This window comes from Streptomyces sp. NPDC003035 (assembly GCF_042888285.1).
Taxonomy (GTDB): domain Bacteria; phylum Actinomycetota; class Actinomycetes; order Streptomycetales; family Streptomycetaceae; genus Streptomyces.
On the sequence record NZ_JBIAPJ010000005.1, the window covers coordinates 127,934 to 142,387 of the forward strand.

The 14,454-nt window shown below is 69.8% G+C and carries 17 protein-coding genes; 7 read left to right on the forward strand and 10 right to left on the reverse strand.

Going from position 1 to position 14,454, the window contains the following annotated elements; genetic code table 11:
• Positions 1-7: 7 nt before the first annotated feature.
• From rpsS to rpsJ, 6 genes are read right to left on the reverse strand one after another with little or no spacing between them, the layout of a single operon-like run.
• Positions 8-289, reverse strand: a complete 282-nt coding sequence (rpsS, locus tag ACFYV5_RS17215) for a 30S ribosomal protein S19 (protein WP_015035577.1) — start codon at positions 287-289, stop codon at positions 8-10.
• A gap of 12 nt (positions 290-301) precedes the next feature.
• Positions 302-1,138 carry a 50S ribosomal protein L2 gene (rplB, locus tag ACFYV5_RS17220; RefSeq protein ID WP_355105123.1) on the reverse strand — a complete coding sequence of 279 codons (837 nt, stop codon included), beginning with the start codon at positions 1,136-1,138 and terminating at the stop codon, positions 302-304.
• Positions 1,139-1,177: 39 nt separating this feature from the next.
• Positions 1,178-1,501 carry a 50S ribosomal protein L23 gene (gene rplW, locus ACFYV5_RS17225; RefSeq protein WP_355105121.1) on the reverse strand — a complete coding sequence of 108 codons (324 nt, stop codon included), beginning with the start codon at positions 1,499-1,501 and terminating at the stop codon, positions 1,178-1,180.
• Positions 1,501-2,151, reverse strand: coding sequence for a 50S ribosomal protein L4 (gene rplD / locus ACFYV5_RS17230; RefSeq protein WP_355105119.1), 651 nt, complete (start codon positions 2,149-2,151; stop codon positions 1,501-1,503). Before rplD ends, rplW begins: the two co-directional genes overlap by 1 nt.
• 4 nt (positions 2,152-2,155) lie before the next feature.
• Positions 2,156-2,800 carry a 50S ribosomal protein L3 gene (rplC, locus tag ACFYV5_RS17235; RefSeq protein ID WP_260229398.1) on the reverse strand — a complete coding sequence of 215 codons (645 nt, stop codon included), beginning with the start codon at positions 2,798-2,800 and terminating at the stop codon, positions 2,156-2,158.
• Positions 2,801-2,813: 13 nt separating this feature from the next.
• A complete protein-coding gene (rpsJ, locus tag ACFYV5_RS17240; RefSeq protein WP_003948644.1) occupies positions 2,814-3,122 on the reverse strand; it encodes a 30S ribosomal protein S10 in 309 nt (102 codons plus the stop codon).
• Positions 3,123-3,952: 830 nt separating this feature from the next.
• Between rpsJ and ACFYV5_RS17245 the strand changes: the two genes are divergently transcribed.
• The 5 genes from ACFYV5_RS17245 (at position 3,953) to ACFYV5_RS17265 (ending at position 9,582) form a co-directional block, all read left to right on the forward strand.
• Positions 3,953-4,366: an SseB family protein gene (locus ACFYV5_RS17245; RefSeq protein WP_389169097.1), complete on the forward strand. Its 414-nt coding sequence runs from the start codon at positions 3,953-3,955 to the stop codon at positions 4,364-4,366.
• Positions 4,363-5,064 carry a hypothetical protein gene (locus tag ACFYV5_RS17250; protein ID WP_389169098.1) on the forward strand — a complete coding sequence of 234 codons (702 nt, stop codon included), beginning with the start codon at positions 4,363-4,365 and terminating at the stop codon, positions 5,062-5,064. The genes ACFYV5_RS17245 and ACFYV5_RS17250 overlap by 4 nt, the downstream gene beginning before the upstream one ends.
• Entirely contained in the window at positions 5,064-7,352 is a 2,289-nt protein-coding gene (locus tag ACFYV5_RS17255) for a putative T7SS-secreted protein (protein WP_389169100.1), read from the forward strand. The genes ACFYV5_RS17250 and ACFYV5_RS17255 overlap by 1 nt, the downstream gene beginning before the upstream one ends.
• Positions 7,353-7,807: 455 nt before the next feature.
• On the forward strand, positions 7,808-8,827 hold the full coding sequence (locus ACFYV5_RS17260; RefSeq protein WP_389169947.1) for an ADP-ribosylglycohydrolase family protein: 1,020 nt from the start codon (positions 7,808-7,810) through the stop codon (positions 8,825-8,827).
• 17 nt (positions 8,828-8,844) lie between these two features.
• Positions 8,845-9,582: a toxin glutamine deamidase domain-containing protein gene (locus tag ACFYV5_RS17265; RefSeq protein ID WP_389169102.1), complete on the forward strand. Its 738-nt coding sequence runs from the start codon at positions 8,845-8,847 to the stop codon at positions 9,580-9,582.
• On the opposite strand, the gene ACFYV5_RS17270 is transcribed toward ACFYV5_RS17265, so the two are convergent.
• The 4 genes from ACFYV5_RS17270 to ACFYV5_RS17285 all read right to left on the reverse strand — a co-directional run bounded on the left by ACFYV5_RS17270 (position 9,563) and on the right by ACFYV5_RS17285 (position 12,794).
• Positions 9,563-10,477 (reverse strand): hypothetical protein, encoded by a 915-nt coding sequence (locus ACFYV5_RS17270; RefSeq protein WP_389169104.1) that lies wholly within the window; start codon positions 10,475-10,477, stop codon positions 9,563-9,565. The two genes, ACFYV5_RS17265 and ACFYV5_RS17270, sit on opposite strands and share 20 nt — an antisense overlap.
• Before the next feature lie 34 nt (positions 10,478-10,511).
• Positions 10,512-11,636 carry a hypothetical protein gene (locus tag ACFYV5_RS17275; protein ID WP_389169106.1) on the reverse strand — a complete coding sequence of 375 codons (1,125 nt, stop codon included), beginning with the start codon at positions 11,634-11,636 and terminating at the stop codon, positions 10,512-10,514.
• 103 nt (positions 11,637-11,739) lie between these two features.
• Positions 11,740-11,931, reverse strand: a complete 192-nt coding sequence (locus ACFYV5_RS17280) for a DUF397 domain-containing protein (RefSeq protein ID WP_389169108.1) — start codon at positions 11,929-11,931, stop codon at positions 11,740-11,742.
• Positions 11,928-12,794, reverse strand: coding sequence for a helix-turn-helix domain-containing protein (locus ACFYV5_RS17285; RefSeq protein ID WP_389169110.1), 867 nt, complete (start codon positions 12,792-12,794; stop codon positions 11,928-11,930). The genes ACFYV5_RS17280 and ACFYV5_RS17285 overlap by 4 nt, the downstream gene beginning before the upstream one ends.
• Before the next feature lie 140 nt (positions 12,795-12,934).
• On the opposite strand from ACFYV5_RS17285, the gene ACFYV5_RS17290 reads away from it, so the two are divergent.
• Entirely contained in the window at positions 12,935-13,393 is a 459-nt protein-coding gene (locus ACFYV5_RS17290) for an ATP-binding protein (protein ID WP_389169112.1), read from the forward strand.
• 204 nt (positions 13,394-13,597) lie between these two features.
• Positions 13,598-14,425, forward strand: coding sequence for a helix-turn-helix domain-containing protein (locus ACFYV5_RS17295; RefSeq protein ID WP_389169114.1), 828 nt, complete (start codon positions 13,598-13,600; stop codon positions 14,423-14,425).
• Positions 14,426-14,454: the final 29 nt, after the last annotated feature.

The following is a 14,454-nucleotide window of genomic DNA, read 5'->3' on the forward strand; positions in this document are numbered from 1 at the left end:
CCCGCTACTAGCGGCGCTTCGACTTCCGGTCGTCCTTCACGTGACCCCGGAAGGTGCGCGTCGGCGAGAACTCGCCGAGCTTGTGGCCGACCATCGACTCGGTGACAAACACCGGAATGTGGGTCTTGCCGTTGTGCACCGCGATCGTGTGGCCGAGCATGGCCGGGATGATCATCGAGCGACGGGACCAGGTCTTGATGACGTTCTTGGTACCGGCTTCGTTCTGAGCGTCCACCTTCTTCACGAGGTGGCCGTCAACGAAGGGTCCCTTCTTGAGACTGCGCGGCATCTAAACCCGCTCCTAGCGCTTCTTGTTCGTCTTGCGGCGGCGGACGATGTACTTGCTCGAAGCCTTCTTCGGCGAGCGAGTACGACCCTCCTTCTGACCCCACGGGGAGACCGGGTGGCGACCACCGGAGGTCTTGCCCTCACCACCACCGTGCGGGTGGTCGACCGGGTTCATCGCCACACCGCGAACGGTCGGGCGAACGCCCAGCCAGCGCTTGCGGCCGGCCTTGCCCCAGTTGATGTTCGACTGCTCGGCGTTGCCGACCTCACCGATGGTGGCGCGGCAGCGGGCGTCGACGAGACGGATCTCGCCGGACGGCATACGAAGGTGGGCCATCGTGCCCTCCTTCGCCAGCAGCTGCACGGAGGCACCCGCGGAACGGGCGAACTTGGCGCCACCGCCGGGACGGATCTCGATCGCGTGGATCGTGGTACCGACCGGGATGTTGCGGAGGGCCAGGTTGTTGCCGGGCTTGATGTCGGCCGCGGGGCCGTTCTCAACCCGGTCACCCTGCGCGAGGCCACGCGGGGCGATGATGTAGCGCTTCTCGCCGTCCGCGTAGTGGAGCAGCGCGATGCGCGCGGTGCGGTTGGGGTCGTACTCGATGTGAGCGACCTTCGCCGGCACGCCGTCCTTGTCGTGACGACGGAAGTCGATCACGCGGTAGGCGCGCTTGTGGCCACCACCCTGGTGGCGCACGGTGATCCGGCCGGTGTTGTTACGGCCGCCCTTGCTGTGCAGAGGGCGAACCAGCGACTTCTCCGGCGTGGACCGCGTGATCTCGACGAAGTCGGCTACGGAGGAGCCACGACGGCCCGGCGTAGTCGGCTTGTACTTGCGGATTCCCATTTCTCAGTCCTCGTCCGATTCCGGACGACTCGACCTCCGTCAGGAGGTCGGGCCGCCGAAGATGTCGATACGGTTGCCCTCGGCAAGGGTCACGATGGCGCGCTTGGTGTTGGCGCGCTTGCCGAAACCGGTGCGGGTGCGCTTGCGCTTGCCCTGACGGTTGATCGTGTTGACCCCGGTGACCTTGACCGAGAAGACCGCCTCGACGGCCTGCTTGATCTGGGTCTTGTTCGAGCCAGGCGCGACGATGAACGTGTACTTGTTCTCGTCCAGCAGGGCATAGCTCTTCTCGGAAACAACCGGCTTGACGAGGATGTCACGCGGGTCCGTGAAGGTCTTGCTGGTGATCGTGGCCTCGGACATCAGGCCTCGCTCCCTTCGGTGGTCTCGGCCTTGGGGCCAGACACGAAGGACTCGAGAGCGGCCTGGGTGAAGACCACGTCGTCGGATCGCATCACGTCGTACGTGTTCAGCTGGCCCGGCTCCAGGATGTGGACCTGGGGCAGGTTGCGAGCGGACAGCCACGCGGCCTCGTCGGAGCGCTCGACGACCAGGAGCAGGTTCTTGCGCTCCGAGATCTTGCCGAACAGCGTCTTCGCGGCCTTGGTGGAGATGCCACCCTCGACCACGCCGGAGACGACGTGGATGCGGGAGTGGTTCGCCCGGTCGGAGAGGGCACCGCGGAGGGCGGCGGCCTTCATCTTCTTGGGGGTCCGCTGCGAGTAGTCACGCGGCACGGGACCGTGCACGACGCCACCACCGGCGAACTGGGGGGCGCGGGTCGAACCCTGACGGGCGCGGCCGGTGCCCTTCTGGCGGTACGGCTTCTTGCCACCACCACGGACCTCGCCACGCGTCTTGACCTTGTGCGTGCCCTGACGGGCGGCGGCCAGCTGCGCGACGACGACCTGGTGGATCAGCGGGATGCTGATCTTGGCCTCGAAGATCTCGGCCGGGAGCTCGACGGTCCCGGTCTTGTCGCCGGAGGGCGACAGAATGTCAATGGTGCTCATATCCTCAGGCCCCCTTGGCCGCGGTGCGGACCAGGACGAGGCCGCCGTTCGGACCAGGAACCGCACCCTTGATCAGGAGCAGGCCCTTCTCCGCGTCAACGGCGTGAACGGTCAGGTTCTGGGTGGTCACGCGCTCGTTGCCCATACGGCCGGCCATGCGCATGCCCTTGAAGACACGGCCCGGGGTGGCGCAGCCACCGATCGAACCGGGCTTGCGGTGCACGCGGTGGGCACCGTGGGAGGCCTTGCCACCACGGAAGTTGTGGCGCTTCATGACACCGGCGAAGCCCTTGCCCTTGCTCTTACCGGTGACGTCGACCTTCACACCGGCCTCGAAGAGCTCGGCGGTGATCTCCTGGCCGAGCGTGTACTCGGAGGCGTCAGCGGTGCGGAGCTCCACAAGGTGACGGCGCGGGGTGACGTCGGCCTTGGCGAAGTGACCCTTGAGGGGCTTGTTCACCTTGCGCGGGTCGATCTCGCCGAAGGCGATCTGGACCGACTCGTAGCCGTCGATGTCGTTCGTACGCACCTGGGTCACGACATTGGGGCCGGCCTTGACGACGGTCACCGGGACGACCCGGTTGTTCTCGTCCCAGACCTGCGTCATGCCGAGCTTCTCGCCCAGGATGCCCTTGATGTTCTTAGCCATCTCGCGCGTCACCTCAGAGCTTGATCTCGATGTCGACGCCCGCCGGGAGGTCGAGGCGCATGAGCGAGTCAACCGTCTTCGGCGTGGGGTCGAGGATGTCGATGAGGCGCTTGTGCGTGCGCATCTCGAAGTGCTCGCGCGAGTCCTTGTACTTGTGCGGCGACTTGATGACGCAGTACACGTTCTTCTCAGTGGGCAGCGGCACCGGGCCCGCGACCGACGCACCAGTGCGCGTCACCGTCTCGACGATCTTCTTCGCCGAGGAGTCGATGACCTCGTGGTCGTAGGCCTTGAGCCGGATGCGGATCTTCTGTCCCGCCATGGCTACTCAGTAGTCCTTTGTCTTGGTTAACGCTCTGGACTCGGGGGCTCTCATAACCTCCACCTCCGACCCACGCGGTCGGGCGTGTCGCACTCCCTCTACGCAGAAATCCCTGAGGACTTCCCAACCAAGGGGGTGCGGTCACCATGACCGCGAGTCGGGGGCGAAACACCCACCGAGTGCCTGGTCGGCACCCCGCTGACGCTTCCCCGAAGATTCCCGTACGTCCGCTCCTGAGAAGGAGCGACGAGTACTGTGGGACTCGCTTCAGGTCCTCCCGACGGGAGGCGCGCAGCATCGGCACTCAACCGAGCAACCCCGACAGTCTGCCATACGGGATGCTGTGGTGGCCAATCGGGCCGAAGAGAGTACCCCGGACGTGATGGAGATCAAACCTGGGGTGCGACACGCCCCCCACCCGCCGCCGGACGGCGCGGGCGCGGACCTGGGTGCCGACCTCCCCGGCCGCTTCACCCGCGTACACATGGCCCCCACACCATCTCCGCAGGCGCCCGCACGACATGCCGGGCATGTGTGGATTGCTGCCGCGCGACTGGTTTCGGCCGCTGCGGCTGTGCCAAGGTGGCGCGGTGAACGATCTCGGGGGCGGCTCGGACACGCCGGTACGGCGGACACGGCTCGCTGACTTCGCAGACATGCCCGTCGAACCTCAGGGCGGGCCGGGGAGGGCGGCCGACGCGGCGGCGCCTGTTCCCGCGCCCGGCCCCTCGCCCGCGGGGTGGTCTCCGCCACCTCCCCCTCCCCCTGACACGCGCGGGGCCGCCCCGTCGCCCTGGTCCCCCGGTGCGCATCGCCCGGGCGAGCCGGGTGTGCCGGATGTGCCGCTGGACGCGGAGGCGGAGGCCCGGCGGCGCGAGTTCGCAGCGGTCCTGGAGCTCTTCCGTACGACGGCGGTGGTCGTGCCGCGCCGGGACCGGGGCTGGCTGACCGTCGACTTCGGCGGCGTGCGGTGGATCCTCGCGTTCTCCGACGAGTCGGCGCTGGCCCGGTACGCCGTCGCCCGGGGCGAGGGCGGCGCGGAGTGGGAGTACGAGACGGTGCTCGGGGCGCGGCTGCTCGACGTGGCCGTGCCGAGCGCGGGTGTGCCCTGCGGGGTGGCCCTGGACGCGGCGGACGGCCCGGAGCACGCGGTGCTGTTCCCGCCGGTGGCCGGGGTCGTACCGGACGCGGCGGCGGTGGACAGAAACGTCACGGGAGCGGACGAGTGGGGGACGGCACGATGAGTGGCGGCGGGGGCGAGGCCGGCAAGGACCTGGCCACGGCCGGGCTGAACGAGGTCACGAACGGCCTGACGCTGGCCCTTGGCGAGCTGAAGGAGCTCGGCATGGACAGCATGGCGGCGGAAGGGCGCGGCTTCGGCGAGATCGCCCTCTCCGGCCTGGAGCTGGGCCACGAAGGGCTGACCGGGACGTTCTCGTCGTTCTGCGAGCGCTGGGAGTGGGGTGTGCGCTCGCTGATCAGCGAGGGGAACATGTTCGCCGTGGCGACGGGCCTGTCGGCCGGTAAGTACCACGAGGCCGAGCAGTACCTGGAGGGCACGTTCAAGATCGTGGCCAATGCGGCCATCGGCAATCCGTACGCGTCCGAGGACGAGGTCACGAAGCAGGGCTGGGGCGACATCGCCACGTCCGGGTACCTCGGCGGCGTGGACTACAGCAAGGAGTCCTTCGACGAGGCACGCGCCAACTCGGCGCAGGGCTGGAAGGACGCCGGGCGCGATCTGGCCACCTCCCAGACGGTCGGTCTGCCCGGCCTGGGCCCGCAGAACGCGGCCTCGGTGGCCGGCGTCACCGACGCGCAGTACGAGGCGGCGCTCGACGACATGTTCGGGCCCTCGGCGGAGGAGCGGGCCGCCGCCGCCCAGCAGCAGCAACAGCAGCAGGGCGTGCCGCCCCAGCAGCAGAGGGGTGACCAGGGCTGATGGGCGGCCTGCTCGACGACATCGGCAACGGCCTCAGTGACCTGGGCAAGGGCATCGAGGGAGGCATCAACGAGGGCCTCGGCGCCATCGAGGACGGCATCGACTCCGGCAAGAAGGCGCTGGGCGAGACCGTCGACTGGGCGACCGACAAGGCCGGCGATCGCCTCGATTCGTACGGTCTGCACGGGGCCGCCGACGTGGTCACCGACTGGGGTGACGGCGTCGCGTCGGATCTGGGGGCGACCCCCGGCGAGAAGCAGCTCGGCCAGACCGAGGAGGCGAACGAGCTCGTCCGCGGCAACGCCACGAAGATCCTTGAGAGCGCGGCGCACCTGAAGGACTTCCGGGCCGCTTTCGAGCAGGTCGGCCAGGGCATGAGGAAGGTCGACTCCTCGCGCTGGAAGGGCGAGGCAGGCAACGCCTTCCGCGAGAAGTTCGGGTTGCACCCCACGAAGTGGCTGCACGCGGCGGACGCGTGCGAGGAGGCCGCCGCCGGCCTCGAGGCGTACGCGCACACCGTGAAGTGGGCGCAGAACGTGGCGTCCGAAGCCATCGACATGTACCGCCGGGGCAAGCGCGCCGAGGGGGAGGTCAAGGCTGCGGTCGCGGCCTCCAAGGACCCGGACGCCGCCAAGAGCCCCGAGGCCGTCAGGGCGGAGGAGGCCGCGAAGGCGCTCGTCGAGGAGGCCAAGGCGCTGCTAGCCCAGGCCCGCGAGCAGCGGAACACCGCCGCGACGGACGCCCAGTCCCGGGTGGAGAAGGCCCTGGCCCACGCCCCGGCCGAGCCTCCGCCGCTCAATCGCCTCGGCGACAACCTCGTCGACGGATACATGGCGTACAACACGGAGATGACCCATGTGGTGGGCGGCGTCCTCAAGGGAACGGCGGGCCTGCTCAACTTCGTCCGCGGTCTGAACCCGGCCGACCCGTACAACCTGACGCACCCGGCCGCGTACATGCAGAACGTCTCGATGACGCTCTCCGGCCTGGTCTCCACGGTGGCCCACCCCGAGCGCGTCGTGACGGCCGTGGTCGAGGGCTTCAAGAAGGACCCGGCCGAGTTCCTCGGCCGCCTCATCCCGGAACTCTTCGGCACGAAGGGCACGGGTTTCGCCACCGGCGGCCTGCGGGTCGCGGCCAGGGAGGGCCTGGAGGCGGCGGCGACGAACCCGGTGACGCGGAACGGCCTGAAGTACGGCGACAACGCCACCGGCACCCCGCCGACGGGGTTGCCGGACGCGATGACCCCGCAGTGGCCGCCGGCCGGCGCGACCGACAACGCGGTCTCGCAGCTCCCCCCGGGCTGGACGATCGACAACGCGCCCACCCCCACCCACCCCCCGACGGGTTTCGCCGACAACGCCACCCCCTCGACCCCGGCTGGTTATGGGGACAACGCGGCCCCGCCCTCCACCCCGACGGGCGCCGCCGACAACGCGGCCCCGCCGAAGGACTGGGACGGTCTGGCCCAGTCCACGGACAACGTGGGAGAAGGGGCCGTCCACGCGGATTCGGTGGACGGCAAGACGGCCCAGGATTTCCTGGACGATCAGTATCCGGAGATCCAGGGGGTCAATGACGGGCCGGGCGGGCACGCCGACAATGGCTTCCAGTACGAACCACACGTTTCGGCGGACGAGTTCGGCGACCTCGGGGTGGATCAGAAGCACCAGGTCGCGGCCGGCGAACTGAACGACGGTGCGGTTTCCTGGCCCGACAGCAATGACGCGATCGCGTACGGACGGGACCAGTGGAACGACTACGCGAGCAACCTTCCCGAACCGACCAAGAAGTCGCTCCTCGATTACACGGACGACCATTGGGGAGACGCGGACCCGGGGTATGCCACGTACAAGGAGATGAACGGATACCTCCGAGGAAATGGCGACCTCGGCACCCCTGACGTCCTCCGTAACATCGACGAGGTCGACAGGGCTCTCGCCGGACGCCCTCTGCCCGAGGACGTGATGGTCGTCCGTGGGCAAGGGGTGAGCCACTACGGTGTCGATCACCCCGGGGACCTGGTCGGGAGAACGGAGACCGATCCCGGCTACATGTCCACCTCCCTCGGTGATCACCCGGTAGGGGCCTTCGAGGGCAAGCCGGGCATTCTCCACCTCCGCGTCCCCGAGGGAACCGACGCCCTCTGGATGGAGAAGGTGAGCCATTACGGCATGGGTGAGCGGGAGCTCCTGCTCGGACGCGGCACGAGCTACAAGGTGACACGGGCCTTCGAGGACGAGAGCGGCCAGTGGCACATCTACGGGGAAGTCCTGCCCCGGGGCTGAGGAAGGTACAGCGAATGATCGTCGAACAAAGGGGAGAGTTCCGCTTCATCAAGCGGACGACCCCTCCGCACACCTTGGACTACGGTCCGGTGACTCAGACGGGGGGCCCCGCGGAATACGCTGCGGCAAGCAGCGAACCCGTGCAATACGTCACCGTGGCGGCCGACAGCGGCACGGTGATCGGCTATGTGTGGATCAACGACAAGGACGCGGCCGCGCACTTCGTCCCCCGAAGGGTCGACCCCAACCAGGGTGACGGGTGGATCGAGCGCCTGCGTGACGCCAAGGCCCGTGGCCTCGCTCCGTCCGAAGCGCTGGCCGAGCTGACCCGGAACCCGCCCTCCCACAGCCACATCGTGCCGGGCTCGATCGCCGAGGCACCGAGCTCTGCCGCCGTCAGAGACCTCGCCGGATGGCCCCCCAAGGAGCGCCCGTGGAGAGCCGCGCGCGGGGTGCTGCTCGGCCTCGCACTCGGTGATGCCATGGGCTACCCCACCGAGTTCCTCACCATGGAACAGATCACGGCCGCGTTCGGCCCCTGGCACAAGATGGAGATGCCGCTCTCCGCAGGCGATGTCGTGCGGGTAACCGATGACACCCAGATGACGCTGGCCGTCGCGGAAGCCCTGGCCGACGTCACCACGAGTCCCCGGGCGACAGAAGGGGCCTGGGGAGCGGCGCAGCCCGTCACCCCTGCCCGGGTCGAGGCGGCCCTGCGCAAGCACCTCGTGGCCTGGCTGCGCTCCCCGGACAACAACCGCGCCCCCGGGCAGACGTGCCTGAACGCCTGTGCCGCACTGGAGCGCGGTCTCCCGTGGCAGGACGCCACGGTCATCAGCTCCAAGGGCTGTGGCGCGAACATGCGCGTGGCGCCCGTCGCCCTCGTACCCGGCCTGACAGCCGAGCAGCGCGCGGGCATCGCACAGCTCCAGGCGGCCATGACGCACGGCCACCCGACCGCGCTCGCCGCGAGCGATCTGACAGCCCACGCCGTCTGGCTCATCCTCCAGGGCTGCGCCCTGGACGACCTCCTTCCCCAACTGCGCGCGTACGCCCTGGAGTCCCGGCACACGTACCACGCCGACTGGCTCGGAGATCTGTGGCGCAAGGCGGGAGCGCCCGACCCCGCGTCGTACATCGCGTTCGGGTGGGACGAATGTCTGCGCGCCCTCGACAAGGTGACCGAGGCCCTGCGCGCACCGGTCATGGACAGGGACCCCAGCGAGGCCGTCGGGGCCGGCTGGGTCGCCGAGGAAGCCCTGGCGACGGCCCTGTACTGCTTCCTCCTCGTCAAGGGCGATGCTCGCGGATCGATCATGCGAGGAGCGCACTCGTCAGGGGACTCCGACTCCATCGCCGCCCTCGCCGGAGCGTTCGCCGGGGCCAAGCACGGAACCCACTACTGGCTGCACGAGTGGACCGAGGTGCTGGAGTACGAAGACCGCATTCGTGCCCTCAGCCAGATCTGGGACTGAGTACCGAAGTGGAAGACATGGACACGGAGCCGCGCCCGGCCCCCGCCAGGGCGCCGCACCCCACCCGGCAGGCGACCGCCTGGCTCGGCACGACCTACGGCGGGCTCGTCGAGCTCGCCGTGCCGCACCCGGTGCACGAGACCGACACCGCCTGGTTGCTCTCCTGCCAGGTCCTCCCCCAGCCCGGATACCCCCGCTCGCCGATGCTCGCGGCCTCGCTCGTCGTGCCCAAGGACGGCAGTTCCCCGTTCCACCCCGCCCCCAGCGCCCCGCTGGCGGACCTGGAACCGGCACCGTCACGCGAGGCCGCCGGCCGCGTCCGGAACCAGGCGCGCCGTATCAATGCCCGCGGCTGCGTCGCCGCCGTGCATTCCGCGCTCGGCGGCCACCGGTCGGTCGCCCTGCCCTGGAGCCCCGCCCATGAGGCCCCGGGCTGGTGGGACCGGCTGAACCGTCGGTACTTCCCCGGCTTCACGCACGTACCGGCGGACGACTGGAACGACGTGATCAGGGCCCTCCACAGCCCGGGCCCGGACACCCGCGGGCTGGTGTGGGTACGCCGTGAGGCCGGCGGCCAAGAGGCGACCGGCAACCTCCTCTACGCCCACAACAACAACGGCCAGGTCGTCCTCCTGGACGGCGTCACAGGCTCCCTGGCCGTCCTGGACACCTCACACATCCGCGAGCTGGTCCTGCTCCGGGCGCTCCCGAGTAGCGGCACCGGTGCGGAACGCGTCACACCCGGGAGATCGTGAAGTCTCCCGCCGGAAGGTCGGCGAGCTTCCGGTCCAGATCGTAGGGATCGACCCCGCGCCCGGGTGTCAGCCCTTCTCCCCCGAACCCTGGACGCAGGAATCCGTCGGCGTCGTCGCGCGGGACGTTGAAGCCGACGTACTGGTACTGCACCGGTACGAGAGAGCCGGGGATGGTCTCGTACTCCCACGCGTCATAGACCCCGAAGGTGATCTCGCGGTCCATGACGACCCGCGTCACCCGGTCCGCACCGGGTCCCACCCGCACCAGCGGGTAGACGAAGCTGTATTCGGCGTGTACCAGCACCTCCCCGGGCCGCGGCGACTCGAAGGTCATCCGTCCACGGGTTTTGATCACCGACCCGGCCAGTCGGACTTCGGCCGGGTCGAACCGGGTGAAGAGACACAACGGGTCCCGGTCCTTGCTCGGCCGGTTGAGCGAGTCCTGGATCTCGTCCCGGGTCCCCTCGAAGGAGTCCAGCATGTACAGGGCCGGCGGTGTCTTCTCGCCCCGGAGCGTCGCGGGGTCGAGGTTCGCGGCCACGAGGAACTCCTTGGCCTTGTTCAGCGCGTCGGCCACCTGGTTCCGGGTCATGCCGTTCACGGCCCGGGCCTCCGGCAGCTCGATACCGGCGGCTCCGTCCGCCCATGAGGCTGCCGGGGAGCCCCGGAAGGGCGCGGCGACGGTGGGCGGCCCCTCGTCCACGGGCTGCCGTTCCCACGGTGTCGCGCCCGCCAGCCAGGCGCCGATGCCACCGAGAACCAGAGCGCCCGCGATGCCGGCGAACACGGCCCTGCGTGGGCGTTGCGCCCGCTCACGACGCAGGGCGTCCTTCCGCTCCGGGTCCTCCTGCTCCGCGCGCAGCCGGGCGACGAAGTCCGTCGGTTCGATGGACATGCCGTTCCCTCCCCTTCCGTCTTCCTGGCCGTGGTCAGCTTCTGGAGACCGTGCCGCACTCATGCGGCAGGTCGTCCGGGCTCTTGCTGCGGTCGTACGGGTCCACGAGGGGGCCCGATTCCGTCGGAACGGGGGCGGCCGAGCGGTCCTCGGCGAACGTGGGGTGGAAGTAGCCGTCCTCGGACGACTCGCACTCGCTGTTCCCGACGTTGGTATCCCAGCTGTTCACGCCCAGCGTGCCCCGGCTGACCCGGTACCTCGCGGGGTCCGCGAGCGAGAACGTGATCACGCGCCGGACAATCGTCCGCTCCACCGCGTCGAAGCCCGGCCGGGTCTTCACGACGGGGTACACGAACGTGTAGTCGGTGTGGATCAGAACCGTTCCAGCGTCCTTCCCCGTGCCCTTCTCCACGGTCATCCGCCCGCGGGTCTTCACCACGGAGCCCACGAGCCGCACCTCGGCCGGGTCGAAGCGGCTGAACACGTGCGTCGGGTCGTTCTCCGCGGTGGGCGTGGCCAGCGCCTTCTCCAGCCGGGGGCGGAGATCTGACTGCTGTGGATCGAGCAGCCTGAGCGCCGCCTCGGGCTTCCCGCCCTGGATCACGGCCGGGTCGAGGTTGGCCGCCACGAGGAACTCCTTGGTCCGCTTCAGCGCGGCCGCGACCTGGTCCTTCGACATCCAGCCGACCGCCGCCGCCTGGGGCACCTGGATCCCGGCCGCCCCGTCGGCCCAGCGGAGGGCCGGCGAGCCCTTGAACGGCTCTTCCGGCGTCGGGCGGTCCGGGAGCATCTCCCGCGCCGGGGCCTCGGTAGGCCGTGCGGTCTCGGCGGCAAGAGGCGTGTCCTCCGCGCCGCCCAGACCCACGGGGAGCCGGTCGGTGATCAGGTCCGGACGCAGGGCGAGCAGCAGGAGACCGGCGGCCAGGGTGATCCCGACGACGCCCTTCACCTGGCGCCTGGCCTTGCTACGGCCCTTCATCTCCTGCCAGGCGGGCCCGGTACGCCACCCCTCGGGCTGCCCCTGCGAGGCGGCCTCCCGTCGCCCGAACCGCCGACGGCGGGCCTTCGGGGCGGGGCCGACGCCGACCCCGTCCTTCCTCGCCGCCTCGACGAACGCGGCCCATTCCTCGTCGGAGACCGACGGGTCCTTTTCGCTCATGTTCCCCACCCCTGATCATGCTTGCGGTCAGGAGGGTTTCATGGGGCGTGTCGAAGGACTCGGGCAGGTCGGGTTTGTTGATCCTTCCGCGACCTGCGTGCGCTCAGCCCTCGGAGGCGTACGAGACGAAGCCGGCCCAGGCGCCGGGGGCGAAGGCGAGACGGGGGCCTTCGGCGACCTTGGAGTCGCGGACGTGGATCGTACCGGGGGTGGTGGCGACCTCGACGCAGTCTTCGCCGTTGGAGCTGCTGCTGTAGCTGCTCTTGAACCACTCCAGCTCAGGCTTGCGGATCATGTCTCTCCCAGCAGTTGTTCGATGAAGGCCCGCGACTCCCCCGGAGTGAGAGCCTGTGCCCGGATGATGCCATAGCGAAGCTCCAAGATCCGGAGCCGTTTGGGATCGGACACCGGACGACCGTTGAAGTCGCCGTCCGCGCGCCCCACGGCGGTGCCGTCCCCGAACTTCAGCACCTCGATCAGCCCGGCCGTCCCAGGATGACCGGCGTGCGCGGTGGGCATCACCTGGATCTCCACGTTCGGCAACTCCCCTACTTCCAGAAGTCGTTCGAGCTGTCGCCGCAGCACCATTCTCCCCCCGATGGGGCGCCGCAGCGTGGTCTCTTCCTGGACGAAGCTGAACTCGGGACCAGGTGACCTGTCGAAGATCGACTGACGCGCCATGCGCGCCGCCAGAAGGCGCTCCAACTCCTCCGGCCCGTACGCCGGGCGCCAGGTTCGAAGCAGCGCGTGCGCGAACTCCTCGGTCTGGAGGAGCCCGTTGATGTTGTGCGTGCCGTACAGGCAGAACTCGACCGCTCGCGCCTCCAGTCTCTTCAGGTCCCGAACCTTCTTCGGGTACCGGACCTCCACCACGTCCTTCTTCATCGCCGCGACGAGCCCGCCCGCGCCGAGCACGTGGTCCACCTTGTCCAGGAACTCCGGTCGCGGGATCCGGGCCCCGCGCTCGATCTTGCGGATCATGTCCTCGCCGTACCCGACCAGGTCGCCGAACTCCGCCGCCCGCAGGCCCTTCGTCTCCCGCCACAGCTTGATCTGGCGGCCCACCGTCGCCACGACGGCCGCTCCCGACTCGTCCTCGGGGTCGACCTCCCAGCCCGGCTCTTCCGTCCCCGCACTGTCCACACCGTCCACGCCCATGCGCGCCCACCTCCTCAGCCGCCCTTACCCGAGAGGCCACCCCGGACAGCCGGGACAAGGCCGGACAGTCTCGGGACAGTCACCGTACGTAAGGGCATGTTCGCTGGGCAGCGTACGCACAGCTCGCCACTCTGAGTGACATGAATCAGGAACGAACCCAACTCTTGGCGTCTGTACGCCAGTTCGGAATCCAGCTCTCCGCTACGCGGCGGGGCGCCCGGCTCGCCCGGCTCCTGGCCGTCGAGCAGCTGCGCTCGTGGGAGCTGACGGCCGTGGCCGAGGCGGCGGCCCAGGTCGTCGCCGAGCTGGCGGCGAACGCCGTGACCCATGGCCGCGTCCCGGGTCGGGACTTCCGGCTGGCGCTCCTCGCGTCGGACGCCGTACTCCGCATCGAGGTCACGGACACGCGGGGTGACCGGCTCCCCGTCGCCGGCCGGCCGACGGACGCGGCGTCGGGGCGCGGGCTCCTGATCGTCGAGGCGCTCGCGGACCGGTGGGGCGTCACGTCCGGGCCCGTCCCGCGCAAGACGGTCTGGGCGGAAATCGGCACCGCGTCGCGGCCGACCGCGACCCGGCGGCCCACGACGGAAAAGACTTAAGTACCAGGGAAAGTACCCACCCCACCCCTCCAGCCTCCCCGCGATCACCCGTCACTCACACGGGTGATCTGTGCCAACTGGGCTGGATTTGGGGCCGGTTGCCTGGCATATGCTCACGCCGACCACCTCAGACATGCGTCGGCCCTCGGCCGGGACTTGCACTCCCGATCGAGGGCCTGACCACCACGGAAGTAGCGCTTCCTGATGGCTTACTCGCAGCCTAGCGCGCCCTCGCGCGCCTCCGGGCTCATTCACGTCAACGTCCGGCACACGACCCGCTACACGGTCGTCGGCAACCACCTCGCTCAGCACGACGAGCTCTCGCTGATCGCGATCGGGCTCTCCGTCCACATCCAGTCGCTGCCCGCCGGAACGCCTGTCGGGGTCAAGGTCCTGGCCGCGAAGTTCCCGGAGAGCGAGTTCCGGATCGCGGCCGCCATGCGGGAGCTGGAGGACCACGGCTACCTGAAGCGGTTCATCGAGCGACTGCCCACCGGACGCCTCGCCCCACGCACGATCTCGTACAACCGGCCGGGGGCTGAACTCGACCCCGAACCGGAGACGCCCCCGGAGTCCCCCGAGCCCCCGGCCACCCCGCCCCCGGCTCCGCCGCGCCCGCCGAAACCCGCACCCCGCCCCGTAACCCCGGCTGCGTCACCCCCGCCCCCGCTCCCCCAGGCTCATCAGCCCGCCGCCGACCTGCTCGCTCGCCTCCGCCTCCACGAGCCCCGGCTCCTCCTCGCCGAGCGGGACATCCGCCGCCTCGCCCCCGGCGTCGTCACCTGGCTGGAACGCGGCGCGGCCCCTGACGCCATCGTGCGCACCCTCGCCGCGACCCTCCCGGACGATCTGGTCCATCCAGCCGGGCTCCTCGCCCACCGCCTGGTCGCACTCCTCCCGCCCCCACTACCGCCCGGACCGCAGGCCTTGGCCCCCTTCCAGGACTGCGACGGCTGCGACCGCCCCTTCCGCTCCCCCGAACCCGGCCGCTGCCGCGACTGCCGCACCGCCTCCGAGGCACCTGCCGCCTGACCAGCGGCCCCGAACGACAATCCGTCGGG

What these genes read in the sequence shown, in the direction of transcription:
- ACFYV5_RS17285 (WP_389169110.1), bottom strand. Translation starts at nt 12,794, where the DNA reads ATGGGCGTGGACGGTGTGGACAGTGCGGGGACGGAAGAGCCGGGCTGG.
- ACFYV5_RS17255 (WP_389169100.1), top strand. Translation starts at nt 5,064, where the DNA reads ATGGGCGGCCTGCTCGACGACATCGGCAACGGCCTCAGTGACCTGGGC.
- ACFYV5_RS17265 (WP_389169102.1), top strand. Translation starts at nt 8,845, where the DNA reads ATGGACACGGAGCCGCGCCCGGCCCCCGCCAGGGCGCCGCACCCCACC.
- rplB (WP_355105123.1), bottom strand. Translation starts at nt 1,138, where the DNA reads ATGGGAATCCGCAAGTACAAGCCGACTACGCCGGGCCGTCGTGGCTCC.
- ACFYV5_RS17275 (WP_389169106.1), bottom strand. Translation starts at nt 11,636, where the DNA reads ATGAGCGAAAAGGACCCGTCGGTCTCCGACGAGGAATGGGCCGCGTTC.
- ACFYV5_RS17290 (WP_389169112.1), top strand. Translation starts at nt 12,935, where the DNA reads ATGAATCAGGAACGAACCCAACTCTTGGCGTCTGTACGCCAGTTCGGA.
- ACFYV5_RS17250 (WP_389169098.1), top strand. Translation starts at nt 4,363, where the DNA reads ATGAGTGGCGGCGGGGGCGAGGCCGGCAAGGACCTGGCCACGGCCGGG.
- ACFYV5_RS17280 (WP_389169108.1), bottom strand. Translation starts at nt 11,931, where the DNA reads ATGATCCGCAAGCCTGAGCTGGAGTGGTTCAAGAGCAGCTACAGCAGC.
- ACFYV5_RS17270 (WP_389169104.1), bottom strand. Translation starts at nt 10,477, where the DNA reads ATGTCCATCGAACCGACGGACTTCGTCGCCCGGCTGCGCGCGGAGCAG.
- rplW (WP_355105121.1), bottom strand. Translation starts at nt 1,501, where the DNA reads ATGTCCGAGGCCACGATCACCAGCAAGACCTTCACGGACCCGCGTGAC.
- rplC (WP_260229398.1), bottom strand. Translation starts at nt 2,800, where the DNA reads ATGGCTAAGAACATCAAGGGCATCCTGGGCGAGAAGCTCGGCATGACG.
- rpsS (WP_015035577.1), bottom strand. Translation starts at nt 289, where the DNA reads ATGCCGCGCAGTCTCAAGAAGGGACCCTTCGTTGACGGCCACCTCGTG.
- rpsJ (WP_003948644.1), bottom strand. Translation starts at nt 3,122, where the DNA reads ATGGCGGGACAGAAGATCCGCATCCGGCTCAAGGCCTACGACCACGAG.
- ACFYV5_RS17295 (WP_389169114.1), top strand. Translation starts at nt 13,598, where the DNA reads ATGGCTTACTCGCAGCCTAGCGCGCCCTCGCGCGCCTCCGGGCTCATT.
- rplD (WP_355105119.1), bottom strand. Translation starts at nt 2,151, where the DNA reads ATGAGCACCATTGACATTCTGTCGCCCTCCGGCGACAAGACCGGGACC.